Origin of the sequence: Haloarcula argentinensis DSM 12282, from assembly GCA_000336895.1 — an archaeon.
GTDB classification, from domain to species: domain Archaea; phylum Halobacteriota; class Halobacteria; order Halobacteriales; family Haloarculaceae; genus Haloarcula; species Haloarcula argentinensis.
In genome coordinates, this window is the sequence record AOLX01000022.1 from 204,977 (window position 1) to 219,194 (window position 14,218).

Sequence of the window (14,218 nt, forward strand, 5' to 3'; positions counted from 1 at the left end):
TATATATAATACTTTATCAAGTATAATGCAGCTAATTGGGACAGACTATGACAGTAGCTGGTGATAACGAGCCTCTGATCGGTTTCTCGCCGATTACAGCACCGCTGGCCGTACGATAGAACGAGATAGCAGAGACAGCGTATCGCTGTCAGTCAAGAATGTCGCTGGCTTCGGTGTCTACCGCTACGTCGGTGTCGAGGTCGATATCCTGAATAAGCGCAACGAGGTCCTCCAGTTCGGGGAACGTGTACACGGTCATTCCAAGGTCGCCGTCGTCGACGGTGATACGCGAGTCGACGACGAACACCAGATCCGAGTCCGGCCAGCCGCCCATCTCGTCGATGATGCCGTCAGCCGGCCCGAACACGAAGTTCGGGGTCCCCATATCGATGGTCGTCTCCAGCACGTTGGCCCACCCGTCGATAAACGCGGAGGTCATGATGTTGCCGATCTCCTGCATCGCCGACCGTTCCATGTCGGAGAACCCCTCGCCCTCGCTGGGTTCGCCCATCCCGCCCATCATCGCGCTGGCCATCTGCTTGCTGTCCTCTGGTTCGAGCAGGAACAGGACGTAGCCGTAGGGCGGTTCGTTCAGTTCGACGTAGATGCCGACGCCCTTGTCGTCGCCGATGTGTGTCTTGACGTCCTCGATGTCGAGAAAATTGATCTGTGAGGTCCGAACTGTCGCGTCGAGCCCGGTCAACTGACCGAGGTTCTCCGCGACTGTCCCGGACCCCTCCTTCGCCATCTGGTTGAAAAGGTCCAGCTTCCGCACGTCGACTTTCAAGCCCATATCTTCTGGAGCGGCGCAAGCGGCTTAACGCCACCGCCCTTCAACTGTCGGCCGTCTCGGGTTCGTACGGTCCCAGATCGGTACACTCGCTTGCCGGATACTCCTCGCAGCCGTACGCGATGTCAGTCGAAATCTGGATGACGTCGAGTACCTCGGGGCCCTGACTGGATCCTTCGACGACGGGAACGGGCCCCATAGACTGGTGATCGCATGCCCGTAACGTCGCCTCGCCGCGTCCGGCCTGGTACGTGGTGCCTTCGAGTTCACGGATGACGGCCGGCGGTTCGAACGTGCCGGCGCGCTCGACAGCTGCGGCGTACTGGAGCGTCTGCGCGTAGGCCAGTCGGGCCTGGTCCGATGGGACCCGGACCTCGTCGGCGGCATACGCCGCATCGAACGCTTCGGTAAACGCCGTTGAAAGCGGTGTATCGATGCTGTAATCCCACGAAATGGTGCCGACGACTCCGGCCATGTCGGCGCCGACATCGCGGGCCAGTTGCCGACTCACGATCGGCATGACGATGTCCATCTCTTCCGGGACTATGTCCGTCGCTTGGTTCAGCGCGGTGACTGCGTCACGCCCGCGGTAGGACAACACGATGGCGTCGACGTCAGCGTCCACGGCCTCCCGCAACTGCGGCCTGAAGTTCTCCGTTCCGACCCGTGTCTTCGTCTTGCCCATCTCACTCCAGTTCTCCGACTGGAACCGGCGCTTGAACTGCTCGGACTGCGTGAAGCCGAAATCGGAACTGGCGTGCAACTGGTAGAACTCCGTTCGTCCTTCGAACCGCTCGGTCAACACCGGGACCAGCGCGTTGGCGGCCATCCGACCGTTGTGCATCTCCTGAAATCCGTATCGAGAGCAGTCGATCCCCGTGACGTTCGTCCCCGGAGCGAACCCGAGCATATGGACCACGCCGCGGGTCGGACAGTACTTGAGTAACTCCCGGGCTGTGTTTGTCGACCCGCCACCGGCGATCATTACGGCCCCGTCCTGTTCAACCAGCGTCTCCGCCACGTCCCGGGCTGTTTCCGAACTGGACTCCGTGTCAGCTATAACGCTCTCGACCGTCCGGCCGAGAATGCCGTCCCCGGACAGCGCCTGCCACGCGTCGGTGTCGACCCAGCCACCGCCCTCGTTAAGATGGTCGATGGCCAGTTCGAATCCACGCTGCTGGCCGGTACCAAGTGGCGAGAACGATCCCGATTGCGGGATCGTGAGGCCAAGCGTCACTTGGTCGTCGTCGACCGGTTGATTCGCGTACCCTGTGACATTGCTTGTCGGTGTCGCAGCACGGTTGCTCCCGCCGCAGCCGGCAAATCCGGCGAGCGAACTCGCTCCGACGGCTGCGAGTAGCTCCCGTCGCGTCACTGTCGACCCCCGAGCATCCCAATCCATGATGAAAAATATATTACTACTGCTGTAATTAAGCCTTGCTTCATCGATCAATGGGTCTCCAAACCGAGACGAGACGCTACTCACTGCTGTGATTGCAGTCGGAAAACAGATGGCGTCGGCTCAGGCGTCAGTTCCGCCGACCGGGAACTGTTCGTGCTCACACACCGTGTTCAGTACGACTGACGTCGAGGCGGATCGGATATCCTCGTCGGTCAGCAGCGTCTTTATCCGCTCGTTCATCGACTTCGTGTCGGTGAACTTCCCGACGGCCACGATGTCGTGGTCGCCGGTCACTTCGTAGACCGCGATCATCTCGCGTCGATCCCGTAACTGGTCCACCACCCGTCCGAGCCCGTCGCCCTCGACGGAGAGCTGGAACACGGCGGTCACGTCGTAGCCCAGCGCCCCGTAATCGATGTCGACGGTGTATTCGTCGATCACACCGGTCGCCTCCAGGTCGTCTATCCGGCGCGACACCGTGGTCGCCGCGATTCCGGTCGCGGCGGCGACGTCACGGGCACTGGCCCGGCCGTCCTGGAGCAGTGCGTTCACTACCTGTCTGTCGGTATCATCGACCATTTCGTCGGCTCAGACTGCCTCTGGGCCTTCTTTGCCGGTTCGGACCTGATAGGCGTTGTCCACGGGGAGGACGAATATCTTGCCGTCACCTTTCTCGCCGGTATGGGCACCGTCGGCGATGGCATCGACGACATCCTTTGCGGGGATGTCGGCGACCACCGTCTCGACTTTGACCTTCTGGTGCAGGTCGACGACGTACTCCTCGCCGCGCCACTGTCCCTTCTTTGCGGGCTGTGAGCCGCGGCCGGACACGTTCGTCACCGTCAGCGAGGGTGCGCCGACCTCAGCCAGCGCCTTCTTTACGTCGCCGAGTTTGTCCGGTCGAACCATTGCCACTACCATCTTGATCTCTGAGTCGTCGGTTTCAGTCATCTTGGGAACCTCCGTCAGTACGCATGCTCGGGCTCACTTTACCACCATCGGCGACGACGCTCTCGCCACCACCGAACTCGGGGTAGGTCTCGACGCCGTGTTCGCTGACATCCAGCCCTTCCTGCTCGTGCTCGGGCGTAACCCGGGCCTGACCGGCCAGTTTGAGCGCGTACCAGACGACCCCGGTTGCGACAATCGTCCAGCCCGCGATGGCGACGACGCCGATCAGCTGTGCGATGAAGGCGTTAGCGACCGACCCGACCGTGCCGGGCGTGGCGACGAACGGGAACAGCAGCGTGCCGAGCACACCGGCGCTCCCGTGGACCGGGAAGACGGCACAGACGTCGTCGATTTTCATCCGGTTCTCGATGAAGCTGAACACGACCGGCAGCTGTCCGCCTGCGAGGGCACCGACGATGATTGCGCCCCACCACGTCGTGGTGTCGGGGATCGCCGTGATACCGACCAGCCCGGCCAGCAGCCCGTTTGCCACGTACAGGGTGTCGACCTTCCCGGTCTTCAGCCACGCGACCAGTCCGGCACCCATCGCGCCACAGGCCATCGCGATAGTCGTCGTCATCGCGACACGGCCGACCGTCGCGAACGCGCCGAGGGCAAGCGATCCGTCCTCGACGACGAAGACGGTCGCTGCCGTACCGACGTTGAAGCCGTACCAGCCGAACGCGAGGATGAGCGTTCCCAGAACGGCAAAGGTCAGGGAGTGGCCGGGAATGACGTTCGCGGAGCCGTCCTCGTTGTACCGACCCATGCGTGGGCCGAGGACGTACGCTGCCGTGAGGCCCGCGATGCCACCCATGCCGTGGACGATCATCCCGCCAGCGAAGTCGTGGAACGCCTCGCCGCCGAAGCTAATGTACGCGCCGGCCCACGTGATCCCGGTGACGACGGGGTAGATGACCGCCGCCAGCAGGAACGTGTACGTGATGTAGGCACGGAGCTTGGCTCGTCCGGCGACCGCACCGGAGACGATGGTCGCTGCCGTCATCGCGAAGACGGCACCGAACAGCCAGCCGACGTAATCGTTTGCGGCCCCGGCACCGAAGGCGGGAGAGAACCCGCTACCGCCGACCAGCGCACTGATTCCTGAGCCGATCAGGAAGAACACCGTCACACCGACCGACCAGGTCAGGAGGTTCTTGGTCAGCTGGTTCGCGACGTTCTTCGAGCGCACCTGGCCCGCCTCCAGCATGGCGAAGCCCGCGTGCATGAAGAAAATCAGGAACGATACTGTAAGGACCCACAGGAGGTTAACCCCCTCTGCGAGTACGGTCGGATCTACTTGTAGTGCAGTGTAGCTCATTTCTAGTTCACCTGTTTCGTTTTGTTATCGACTGCCGTCTGCATGTCCAACTTTCCCCCATTCTGGCTCAACTTCTTCAACTCTTTCACGAGAAAGGCTCTGGTAACAGCACTACATAAGGTTTGCCTTTATGAATGCGGAAATTAGAGGGGATGTGGTAGACGACCGTCCAGATTAGGGTATGATATTATGGATATAAGGTTGTTCTCCGTAAAGAAAGTCCGTATATGCACACTGGAATTTTGGACGTTTGTCGACCCCAGTTCCGGCCACAGGGGGCCAAATAGGCCGTTTTTGCTTGCGCGCGCTCTCGGCTGGCGGGTGTTGCCAGCGACAACAGGGTTATACCTCGCGACCACAGATTCGGATTTAGTATAAATGTCCGGAAAACAGTGGGGAGACGTGGCACAATGTGCCGATAAACTGTACAAGTCGATTATGCTTCGGCGGGTTCATAGCTGATTATGGCTTCGGACCATTATCCCTCCATTCCGGACCAGTCGACGGCCGTGACAGAGGAACGCGCAGTCGCGAACGCACAGGGCGCACTCGATGTCGTTCAGGCGGCGTCGGTGACCGTCGGCGAGCAGCTTGCGGCGATTGACGACCGTGCAACGGCACAGGCAACCGACGCACAGTGGATCGCCGACGAGGTGTCGTCGCTTTCAGCCACAATCGAGGAGATCGCTGCGACCGCAACCGAGGTCAGCGAGCAGAGCCAGCGGGCGACGGACGCGGCAAACGACGGGCGGAAAGCGGCGGCTGACGCCATCGAGTCGATGGACGAGGTCCGCGAACTGGGCCAGGCGGTCGCCACAGAGGTGGCCGCCCTGCAGGACCAGGTCGACCGTATTGCCGATGCGCTGGCCGGCATCGACCGCATTGCCGACCAGACGAACATGCTCGCGCTGAACGCCTCGATAGAGGCAGCGCGGGCAAGCGGCACCACCGATACGGACGGGTTCGCCGTAGTTGCAGACGAAATCAAGGGGCTCGCTGAGGAATCACAGCAGCAGGCCGAAGAAATCGATACGACCCTGACGGCGGTTCGGGAAGCAACAGACGACACCGTTGCCCAACTCAACGAAGCTATCGACGGTATCGACACCGGGGCCGAGCAGGTCACCACGGCGATGGCACGCCTCGACGACGTGGCCGACACTGTCGCGGAAACGGCCGACGGCATCGCGTCCGTCTCGGCAGCGACCGACGAGCAGGCGACGACGAGCGAAGCGGTCGCCCAGCGTTGTGAGACGGTGTCGGACCGCGCCGCTGCTATCGAAGACGACCTCTCGGAGATACGTGCCGCCCGTTCCGAACAGACTGCGATGCTGGACGAGATCGACGACGTGCTCGCCGCTGCCGAGGCTGACCGGCAGGACCGACTGGCGGACGCGCCGACGGTCCCGACCGGCATCGACGGCCTCGACGACCTCTGTGGCGGTGGCCTCGTCATGGGCGGCCAGGCTGTCTTCCGGTACGCTGACGGGGCGCAGGTCGACGGGGTCGTTGCGCAACTGTGCGCGACGGCTGTCGCCGCCGGCCGGGCGGTCTCGCTGACGCCACCACCGTCCCTCGACCGGTCGACGCTTGCCGCCGCGTTCGCAGCAACCAACCACTCGCTCGAAGACGCGCTTGATGACGACGCCCTGTTCGTCCTCGATATGTTCGGACACTGGGACGCGCGGTACAACGTGTTCGACCTCGACCGGACCTCGCTCGGTGCTGCCAACGAGACGACGGCGACCAGACGGGACGCCCCGCTGGTTATCGTCGGGAACATTCAGGGCGAGATACGGATGATGGGCGAACAGGCCGCCAGAGAAGCCCGGTACGAGAACGACGACGGCGTCTTCGAACCCCACGACACCGTGGTCAACGTCATCGACGACGATACGGTCCCGGCCACGCTTGCGGCGTTCTACTCGGGTGCTGCCGATCAGGAACTCACGCTGACACAGACTGACGGCCGCGAGTACCTGACGCTCACGGCCTCGCCGCGTGGCACTGTGGGGACGAAACAGTCGGTCTCACGGCTGTCGAGCCCACCCTTCCTCCGGCTCAGAGACAACTGATGTTCGGTATCGACGACACCGGTCGGATTACGTTTGCGACGGAGGAGTTCGCTGCATTGCTCGACCGAACACCTGCCGAACTTGTCGGCACACCCGTCGACGCGCTGGTCGCGGCCGAGGACCGCGAGACACTGACCGAAGCCAGACAGGCCGTCAGCAGTGCTTCAGACCGGGTGACACGGACCTGCCACGTCACACTGCGCCAGAGCGACCGCTCTCGCCCGGTTACGATTGAACTCACGACCGCAGACGACGGGTCCGTGGTCGGCTCGCGCTGCCGAACGGCCGAAACGGCCGACCCGTTTCAGCACCTGTTCGATCTCATTCAGGACGCGGTCGTCGGCTTCGAAATCGTCAATTTCGTCCCGATTGTGCGGACAGTCAACCCCGCGTTCGTCGAGACCTTCGGGTACGACCGCGAGGAAATCGTGGGTGAACCGCTCAACGAGTACATCGTTCCCGGCGACCGCGTCGAAGAGGCGGTCAACTACGACGAGCGAACGGCCGCCGGGGAAGTCAACTACGCTGTCGTCTCCCGGAAAACAGCCGACGGTTGCCGCGAGTTCATCTATCGCGGCGTCCCGTACGACACGGTCGACGGCCGTCGCTGTGGCTTCGCGATGTACACGGATGTGACGGACAGCCGGCGGCAAAAGCGCCGACTCAGTGTTCTCCATCGCGTCCTGCGACACAATCTCCGGAACGAGCTTTCTGTCATGTTCGGGACGTCCGAATACGTTCGTGCCCACGCAGCCGACTCGTCCGTCTCGCTGGCTGCGTCTCGCGCTCTCGACGCGGCAGACCGCCTTGCCGCTGTCAGCGAAAAGGCCCGAAGCGTAGAAACTGCGCTCGACGGGGACGCCGAACAGTCGGTCGATGCGGCGGCACTGGCCCGGTCTGTCGCCGACAGCTACCGCCCCGACGCACCAGTCGAAACGGCACTTCCGAGCACACTCCCCATCACTGGTGGGACGGCCGTCTACGACGCTATCGACAATCTCGTCGAGAACGCAGTCGAACACACACTACCGGGTACGGCCGTCCGGATCACGGCCGAACAGGTCAACGGCGACGCGTTCATCCGTGTTCTCGACGACGGTCCCGGTATTCCCGCCGTCGAGCGGGCCGTCCTGTTCGAGGACGCGGACATCACGAACCTCCAGCACGGGAGCGGCCTCGGTATCTGGCTCGCCCGGTGGGTCGCCGAGACGGCCGGCGGGGGCATCGAGTACGACCGAACCGACGGGTGGACGACCGTCTCGCTCCGGTTCCCGCTGTCCGATGCCGATCCCGAGGACGTGCTTACCGTGGTCGATGCCCCGGAATCAGCGGTTGAGCCGACGCGGTAGTCGTTGCGACGCCCTCAAAAGTCCCTCCAGTAGCCACAGCCGGCCGAGCCCGACGCAGCCCGGGACATTATCGCCTGAGCGCCGCGGTCAGTGCGATTGCGCCCAGCACGACGCTTGCCAGCGCCAGCGGCGACAGCGCCGGCACGTCGAGCTGAAAGAGTAGCGTCGTCACCACGACGCTTCCCCCGACCAGCCCTGTCGTCCCCGCGACGTGGGTGAGTTCGACTGGTGTCCCGGGCGCTGTCCCGAGGTCTGCATAGAGGTCCATCGCCGCGTGTGCGAACGTCCAGGCCAGCACCGTCGCGCCCCCGGCGACCAGTACCGTCGTCGTCGTTGCCCCCTGAAGGGCGGCCACCAGCAGCGCCAGAAACAGCGACGCGCTGGCGAGGTCGACCAGCCGTCCGGACTGAATCAGTTGGCCGCCAGCGAGCAGGACCACGCCGACGAGGGCGGCGGCAGTCGAGACGGCGCTGATACCGGCGACGAACAGCGTCACGACGCCCGCCGCCAGCGCCGCACCGCCGCAGACGGCTCCAGTTCGCGTAATCATTGGCCACCCCGCTGGACTCGTTCGGTGACTCGTTCCAGCGGCTCCGCCGCGGGCCAGTCGTGGACGGCGATGCCGGCGGCTCGCAGTCGACGGAGCCGTTCGCGGCGTTCGAGCCGCGCCAGCCGGTGGCCAGCCGTGTCTGTCGCGGTCGGGTCGGGACTCAGGACCGTCACCGGGTGGCCGGTGGCGGCGAGTCGGCGGACCAGCGCCTCGCTGTCGTCGTCACACAGCGGGCCGAGGAAGACGACGTTCGCCGCCGTCGGCAACTGCGCGATGAGCTTCGTCGTATCCGGCGTTCGAGTGACTGATGTCGCGGCGAACGCGCGGTCGGTCCTGAGCAGGTCACGGGCCTGTTGCTGGTGTGCGGCGCTCGTGCCCGGTGCGAGCCACGCGCCATGTGGCGAGTACGCCGCGACGCCGACCTCGTGACCGTCCTCGGGGAGCCCCTCAACGAGGGCAACGGCGGCCATCGTCGACCGCTCGATTGCCGTCTCGGCGTCCGGACGCGGCGCGAGTGCGGCGGCTGCTCTGGCGTCGACGACCACGACGACCGTCGCCGACTGTTCGCGGCGGAACTCGACGGTCCGCAGGTCGCCGGTGCGGGCGTACTGATTCCAGTCGACGCGCGAGAGCGGGTCGTTCGAACGGTGCTCTCTGACCGCGTAGAAGGAGACCCCTTCGCCACCTTCATCGACGGGCACCGTCCCGGGTCGGCGGGCCACCGCCGGGACCAGCGGCAGCAGCGCCGAACTGGCCGGCTGCTCCCAGGTGACGGTGTCGGGTTCGGCCATGACGGACGTTCGTCGGGCGACGACGCCGACCACGTCCCTGACGACGACTGTCGCCGGGTCGAACACGCAGCGGTCCGTTCCGCCGGTAATCTCGTAGGTGATCGTCGTCGACGCGCCGGGGCGCAGCGCCGTCCCCAGCGACGCCGACCCCTCGACGACGCGGACGGAATCCGGCACGCCGTCGGCGAGCCGGAGGTCCGGAATCGTCTGTGACCCATCGTTGCGGACCGTGAGCGCGACAGTCACTCGCTCACCGAGCGCTGGCTCGGTCGGTGTGATTGACCGCTGTATCGATACGTCCGCCGCCGGCGGGACGGCGACGCGGTCGTACGCGCTCAGCGTGACGCCGAGCCCGCCCAGCAACACGAGCGCTGGGACCTGCCCCACGAGCCCGACGCCGACGGCGACCAGCGCGGCCCCGGCCAGTCCGAACCAGCGACCGGTGCGATGGACCTCGCTCATCGCTCCTCGTCGCGCTGTCGGAGTTCGGCCGTTGCGTGGGCGACACGCCGCTGGAACGGAGGGGTACCCGAGAGCCACCCGGAGAGCCGCGCACGGAGGGAAATCGGCGTCCCGTCGAACAGCTCCCGGGCCGGCTCCCTGTCCGTCCACGCGCCGGCCCGGAGCGCATCCGTTGCCTCCTCGGGCGAGAGTCCGTCGCGCTGGAGGACGGTGACCGCGACCCCCTCGACACGTTGTCGGATAGCTTCCTGTCCAGCCCCAGCAGCAAGCGCTTCGTCGATGTCGTCGCCGGGGACGGTGACGTACTGGCTGTCAGTGTCCGGCAGCGCCATCCCGCGTTCGCTGTCGAGAGAGCGAACGAGGAGCGCCAGCAGCGCGACACCGCCGGCGAAGACGGCGGCGGCGAGTATCGGGAGGTCCGAGACAGCGCCGGCGGGCAACAGCGGCGCGCCGAGAGCGGCGAGGCCGACGCCGACGGCTGTCGCGACGAGACCGAGCGCCAGCGGAACCCGCCGCAGTGTCACGTCTCGGCCTCCGTTCCGGACTCGTCTCTGAGGTCGTCGGGATTCGCTGCGATGTCGTCCGCGTCGTCGGTTGCCTGTTCCAGCGCCTCGCGGGCCTGTGATTCCAGATCTGCGTCCGGCTGGTCACGGCCGTAGCGGACCCGCTCGAACACCGACCGTAGCGAGGCGACAGCGTCGGGGTCGGCCCCGACTCCCGTTGCTGCTGTCTCGATGTCCTGCGGTGTGGAGGAACTGCGGTCCGGGGCTACTGCGTGTTCGAGGGTGGCCCATGCGCGGTACACGTCGTTTGTGAGCGGGATATCGATCTCGGCAGCGCTATGCGACGGGCTCCTCGCGGACTCCGCCGTTGCGACGGCCGGCGTCTCGCCGCCCGTTTCGTCGATTGTCCGGCTCTGGCCGGCCAGTCGCCACAGAACCGCGAGCCCGACCGCGAGGCCGACGGCGAGCGCACCGACTGCCGGGGCGGGGACACTCGGCAGCAACGCGCGGGCACCGTTCTCGCTCTCGGGCGGATCGATGCTACCTGGCGGGTCGCTGAGGCCCTGTCCGTCGGGGTTGTCGATCTCGCTGTCGTCCCGGGTCATCTCCGCCTGATCGGACCCGGTGGCAGCGTCGAGGCTCGCGGCCCCGACGCTGAACGACAGCAGCGCAATCGCGGCGACAACCGCCACGAGGAGGGACTGTCGCTGCATACAGCCACTCCGCCCCTGGCATATGAATAGGTTAGGGACCTGCCGCTTGTCACGGGTCGTGATAACGCCGAATCGAACAGCCAGAAAGCCCCCTCGCGGACGACTCGTCTGACTCGGTGCGCTCCTTGCTTCGCTGCGGTGCTACTGTCGTCAGACTCGCCCTCCGTTCACGGGTCACTTTGTTCCCCCGTTCACGCGATGCGAGGGCTCACTGTGTTCGCCCTCGTAGCGCTCGGCCCCTTTCAGTCCAACCCATCCCAGATTGATCGGCCTGCTTCAGATGGGGTTTCCGGGTGTACAGCGTACTAACTCGAAAGTCACCGAGCTATAGTTCGTCTGCGAGGTCCTCGGCGAAGTAGGTCAGAATCAGGTCCGCGCCGGCGCGCTTGATCGACAGCAGCGACTCGTAAGCGACCGCTTCGAGGTCGAGCCAGCCCTTCTCGGCTGCGGCGTGTAACATCGCGTACTCGCCGGAGACGTTGTAGGCGGCGACGGGGTGGTCGTAGGACTCTCGGACCTCTTTGACGATATCCAGATACGGCAGCGCGGGCTTGATCATCAGTACGTCCGCGCCCTGCTCGACGTCGAGGTCGACCTCACGGCGGGCCTCGCGTGCGTTCGCGGGGTCCATCTGGTAGTGCCGCCGGTCGCCGAAGGCCGGTGCGCCGTCGGCGGCGTCCCGGAACGGGCCGTAGAAGGCCGACTCGTACTTGGCGGCGTAGCTCATGATTGGCACGTCGGTGTCGCCCTGGGCGTCCAGTGCCTCCCGGATCGCGCCGACCATGCCGTCGATCATCCCCGACGGCGCGACCATGTCGGCTCCGGCCGCGGCGTGGCTCGCGGCGATTTTCCCCAGCAGGTCGAGCGTCTCGTCGTTGCGCACCGTCAGCCGCGGGTCTTCGGCCGCATCGTCTTCGAGGACGCCGCAGTGGCCGTGGTCGGTGTACTCACAGAGGCACACGTCTGTAATGACGTAGGCGTCTGTTTCGCCGGTAATTCGGCGCGTGGCCTCCTGTACGACGCCGTCCTCGGCCCACGCCCGGCTCCCGCGTTCGTCTTTCGACTCCGGGACGCCGAACAGCATCACCGCTTCGACGCCGGTTTCGAGAACTTCTTCGACGCGATCCACGGCGTCCGCAACGGGGACGCGCTCGTGGCCCGGCATCGTCTCGATGGGGACGCGCTCGTCGGTCGTCGCGTCGACGAACACCGGGGCGATGAGGTCCGACGCTGTGACCTCCGTTTCACGCACCAGCGGTCGTACGCCATCGGTTCGAAGGCGACGCGGGCGCTGTGTCAGGTTCATACCGCCACTTCAGTCCGTGGCCGGCATGAACCCACCGCTTACCGACCTACTCCGTCTCGATGTGCTCGCGGAGCCAGGCCGCCGCGTCGGCGACGGTCGCCGGGTCGTCGCCGGTAATCTTCACCCGTCCCGGTGCGTCGTCCTTGCGCGGGTAGCTCCCGACAGCAACCGCGAACTGCTCGCGGGCCGCCGTGATGTGGGTGACGAGCGCACCTTCGGGTGCAGGTGTGTGGATCGTCTCTGTCGTCCGGTCACCGTCGAACTCGTCGGCGATGGTCTCGTACATCGCCTTCAGTTCCTCGGGGATACCCGGCAGGACGTAGACGCGGTCGATGACACAGCCGGCGGCGAAGCTCTCGTCGGTCAGCAGTGCCTGCCCACCCTCGGGGACCGACGCCCACGCATCGAGGTCTAGGTCCATGTCGTACCGGTCCACCATCTCGGGGTTATCGTCGGCAAAGCGCTCGGCTTTCGCCTCGAGGTGTGCCCGCACGTCATCGGGAACGACGAGGTCGCGGTCGAACGCTCGTGCTACGGCGGCTTTCGTGATGTCGTCTGGCGTTCCGCCGATACCGCCGGTGACGATGACCCCGTCGAAGGCGTCATGATATCGGGCCACGGCGTCGGCGATGACCGCCTCCTCGTCGGGAACAGTCAGGACGCGGGTGACGGTGGCTCCCGCGGCCGTGAGCTGGCGGCCCAGCCACGACGCGTTCGTGTTCTCCGTGTCGCCAGCGAGCAGTTCGTCACCGACAGTGACCAGTGCGACCTCCATTATTTCGCTGTGGGTGTCTGGTGGCGTTAAGCGTTTGGCTGGCAAGCAGCGACGAATCGGGTCATCGACGCGACCGCCAGCCTGAACCTGGATACATCTTAATGGTATATTATGCCATTAATTTTAGTCTAGCCATATTCCGGCAACATACATATGATAGCTCTCCTGACCACGGGGTATGGTACTTGTCACCAATTGTACGGACTGTGTCAAACGGGTCTACCCGGACCGGAACCGCGCGGCGAACACGGACCGCAGCGACGCCGCGCCCGTCGAGGAGCAACACACATCCCCCGCCGAGACACTGACAGACTGAGCTCGGCGGCGAACCACGTCAGCGCCGGGTTTGGCGGCGCTGTGTCGTGATATCTGACAGACAGCTACAGCAATGGAACGCAGCGACAGCAGTACAGGCACGGACCGGTCGTTGCTCCGGCAACTCTCGAAACCGGTTCTCGCGTTCGTCGCGCTCGTCGTCGCCGGCGTGGTCGGTTTCGTCACGTTCGGCGGGGTTGGCGTCGTCAACGCGCTGTTCTGGCTGCTTGACCCCACGAGCATCGAACTCCACTTTCAGAACCACGACGGGCCTGCGAGGCTGGTCAAGGGCTACGCCATCGTAGTGCTGACCGGTCTCGTCGTCGCCGGTCTGTGGACTGGTGAGACAGCGCTGTCGGCGGCCTTCGGCGGCCAGATTCAGACGGAACTCACACGCATGCAAATCGCTCAACGAATCGAGGACCTGCACGATCACGTCGTCGTCTGTGGCTACGGGACGTTCGGACAGACCGTCGCGGAGCAGATCGGCGATACGGATACCCGGGTGGTCGTCATCGAGCAGCAGTCGGAACAGTACGAACGGGCGCTCGACGACGGTCACCTCGCGCTTGAGGCCGACGCGAGCCGCGAGGACGCGCTGACAGATGCGGGTGTCAAGCGAGCCGACACGGTCATCGGTGCAATCGACGACACGAACGCAAACATCCAGATCGCGGTGCTGGCGAGCCAGCTTGCACCCACGGTCCGGCTCATCGTTCGCGCCGGCGATCAGCAGGACGAGACCGTGGCCCGCCGCGTCGGGGCGGATGAGGTGATAATCCCGGAGGTGGTGAGCGGGAAACAGGTCTGCGAACGGCTGTAACTCAGGTTTCGCTGCCCGCTTGTGTCAGCAGTTCGGTCACGCCGATGGCATCAGTTCGACGTTCGTATCTGTCTCAGGAAGTCAACAAATGG

Annotated in this window: 15 protein-coding genes; 4 read left to right on the top strand and 11 right to left on the bottom strand. The window is 64.9% G+C overall.

Features of this window, described 5'->3' with window-relative positions; all coding sequences use genetic code 11:
• Window positions 1-148 precede the first annotated feature (148 nt).
• The 5 genes from C443_RS12910 to C443_RS12930 form a co-directional block, all read right to left on the bottom strand.
• The gene (locus tag C443_RS12910; RefSeq protein ID WP_005536887.1) at window positions 149-793 is read right to left on the bottom strand and encodes a chemotaxis protein CheC; all 645 of its coding nucleotides are present in this window, start codon (window positions 791-793) and stop codon (window positions 149-151) included.
• A gap of 40 nt (window positions 794-833) precedes the next feature.
• Window positions 834-2,192, bottom strand: coding sequence for a substrate-binding protein (locus tag C443_RS12915; protein WP_005536888.1), 1,359 nt, complete (start codon window positions 2,190-2,192; stop codon window positions 834-836).
• 120 nt (window positions 2,193-2,312) lie between these two features.
• Window positions 2,313-2,771 carry an HTH-type transcriptional regulator Lrp gene (gene lrp, locus C443_RS12920; RefSeq protein ID WP_005536889.1) on the bottom strand — a complete coding sequence of 153 codons (459 nt, stop codon included), beginning with the start codon at window positions 2,769-2,771 and terminating at the stop codon, window positions 2,313-2,315.
• 9 nt (window positions 2,772-2,780) lie between these two features.
• Complete coding sequence (locus C443_RS12925; protein ID WP_005536890.1) at window positions 2,781-3,143, bottom strand: P-II family nitrogen regulator; 363 nt, start codon at window positions 3,141-3,143, stop codon at window positions 2,781-2,783.
• Complete coding sequence (locus C443_RS12930) at window positions 3,136-4,464, bottom strand: ammonium transporter (protein ID WP_049944049.1); 1,329 nt, start codon at window positions 4,462-4,464, stop codon at window positions 3,136-3,138. Before C443_RS12930 ends, C443_RS12925 begins: the two co-directional genes overlap by 8 nt.
• 464 nt (window positions 4,465-4,928) lie before the next feature.
• On the opposite strand from C443_RS12930, the gene C443_RS12935 reads away from it, so the two are divergent.
• Together C443_RS12935 and C443_RS12940 are read left to right on the top strand one after the other, a co-directional pair.
• On the top strand, window positions 4,929-6,539 hold the full coding sequence (locus C443_RS12935) for a methyl-accepting chemotaxis protein (protein ID WP_005536892.1): 1,611 nt from the start codon (window positions 4,929-4,931) through the stop codon (window positions 6,537-6,539).
• Complete coding sequence (locus C443_RS12940; protein ID WP_005536893.1) at window positions 6,539-7,888, top strand: ATP-binding protein; 1,350 nt, start codon at window positions 6,539-6,541, stop codon at window positions 7,886-7,888. The genes C443_RS12935 and C443_RS12940 overlap by 1 nt, the downstream gene beginning before the upstream one ends.
• A gap of 67 nt (window positions 7,889-7,955) precedes the next feature.
• Here the strand turns inward: C443_RS12940 and C443_RS12945 are convergent, their stop codons facing one another.
• From C443_RS12945 to C443_RS12970, 6 genes are all read right to left on the bottom strand, one after another.
• Window positions 7,956-8,438 (bottom strand): DUF7519 family protein, encoded by a 483-nt coding sequence (locus C443_RS12945; RefSeq protein WP_005536895.1) that lies wholly within the window; start codon window positions 8,436-8,438, stop codon window positions 7,956-7,958.
• Complete coding sequence (locus C443_RS12950; protein WP_005536897.1) at window positions 8,435-9,691, bottom strand: DUF58 domain-containing protein; 1,257 nt, start codon at window positions 9,689-9,691, stop codon at window positions 8,435-8,437. Before C443_RS12950 ends, C443_RS12945 begins: the two co-directional genes overlap by 4 nt.
• Window positions 9,688-10,215 (bottom strand): DUF7269 family protein, encoded by a 528-nt coding sequence (locus C443_RS12955; protein ID WP_005536898.1) that lies wholly within the window; start codon window positions 10,213-10,215, stop codon window positions 9,688-9,690. The genes C443_RS12950 and C443_RS12955 overlap by 4 nt, the downstream gene beginning before the upstream one ends.
• Window positions 10,212-10,907, bottom strand: coding sequence for a DUF4129 domain-containing protein (locus C443_RS12960; protein WP_005536899.1), 696 nt, complete (start codon window positions 10,905-10,907; stop codon window positions 10,212-10,214). The genes C443_RS12955 and C443_RS12960 overlap by 4 nt, the downstream gene beginning before the upstream one ends.
• Before the next feature lie 325 nt (window positions 10,908-11,232).
• Entirely contained in the window at window positions 11,233-12,213 is a 981-nt protein-coding gene (gene hemB / locus C443_RS12965; RefSeq protein ID WP_005536900.1) for a porphobilinogen synthase, read from the bottom strand.
• A 46-nt stretch (window positions 12,214-12,259) separates the two neighbouring features.
• Window positions 12,260-12,988 carry a competence/damage-inducible protein A gene (locus C443_RS12970; protein WP_005536902.1) on the bottom strand — a complete coding sequence of 243 codons (729 nt, stop codon included), beginning with the start codon at window positions 12,986-12,988 and terminating at the stop codon, window positions 12,260-12,262.
• 178 nt (window positions 12,989-13,166) lie between these two features.
• On the opposite strand from C443_RS12970, the gene C443_RS21760 reads away from it, so the two are divergent.
• Window positions 13,167-13,304 carry a hypothetical protein gene (locus C443_RS21760; protein WP_005536903.1) on the top strand — a complete coding sequence of 46 codons (138 nt, stop codon included), beginning with the start codon at window positions 13,167-13,169 and terminating at the stop codon, window positions 13,302-13,304.
• 72 nt (window positions 13,305-13,376) lie between these two features.
• The gene (locus C443_RS12975; protein WP_005536904.1) at window positions 13,377-14,126 is read left to right on the top strand and encodes a potassium channel family protein; all 750 of its coding nucleotides are present in this window, start codon (window positions 13,377-13,379) and stop codon (window positions 14,124-14,126) included.
• The last annotated feature ends 92 nt before the right edge of the window (window positions 14,127-14,218 follow it).

Excerpts from the sequence above, each read along its gene's own strand:
- C443_RS12910 (WP_005536887.1), bottom strand. The coding sequence starts at position 793 with ATGGGCTTGAAAGTCGACGTGCGGAAGCTGGACCTTTTCAACCAGATG.
- C443_RS12915 (WP_005536888.1), bottom strand. The coding sequence starts at position 2,192 with ATGGATTGGGATGCTCGGGGGTCGACAGTGACGCGACGGGAGCTACTC.
- lrp (WP_005536889.1), bottom strand. The coding sequence starts at position 2,771 with ATGGTCGATGATACCGACAGACAGGTAGTGAACGCACTGCTCCAGGAC.
- C443_RS12925 (WP_005536890.1), bottom strand. The coding sequence starts at position 3,143 with ATGACTGAAACCGACGACTCAGAGATCAAGATGGTAGTGGCAATGGTT.
- C443_RS12930 (WP_049944049.1), bottom strand. The coding sequence starts at position 4,464 with ATGAGCTACACTGCACTACAAGTAGATCCGACCGTACTCGCAGAGGGG.
- C443_RS12935 (WP_005536892.1), top strand. The coding sequence starts at position 4,929 with ATGGCTTCGGACCATTATCCCTCCATTCCGGACCAGTCGACGGCCGTG.
- C443_RS12940 (WP_005536893.1), top strand. The coding sequence starts at position 6,539 with ATGTTCGGTATCGACGACACCGGTCGGATTACGTTTGCGACGGAGGAG.
- C443_RS12945 (WP_005536895.1), bottom strand. The coding sequence starts at position 8,438 with ATGATTACGCGAACTGGAGCCGTCTGCGGCGGTGCGGCGCTGGCGGCG.
- C443_RS12950 (WP_005536897.1), bottom strand. The coding sequence starts at position 9,691 with ATGAGCGAGGTCCATCGCACCGGTCGCTGGTTCGGACTGGCCGGGGCC.
- C443_RS12960 (WP_005536899.1), bottom strand. The coding sequence starts at position 10,907 with ATGCAGCGACAGTCCCTCCTCGTGGCGGTTGTCGCCGCGATTGCGCTG.
- hemB (WP_005536900.1), bottom strand. The coding sequence starts at position 12,213 with ATGAACCTGACACAGCGCCCGCGTCGCCTTCGAACCGATGGCGTACGA.
- C443_RS12970 (WP_005536902.1), bottom strand. The coding sequence starts at position 12,988 with ATGGAGGTCGCACTGGTCACTGTCGGTGACGAACTGCTCGCTGGCGAC.
- C443_RS21760 (WP_005536903.1), top strand. The coding sequence starts at position 13,167 with ATGGTACTTGTCACCAATTGTACGGACTGTGTCAAACGGGTCTACCCG.
- C443_RS12975 (WP_005536904.1), top strand. The coding sequence starts at position 13,377 with ATGGAACGCAGCGACAGCAGTACAGGCACGGACCGGTCGTTGCTCCGG.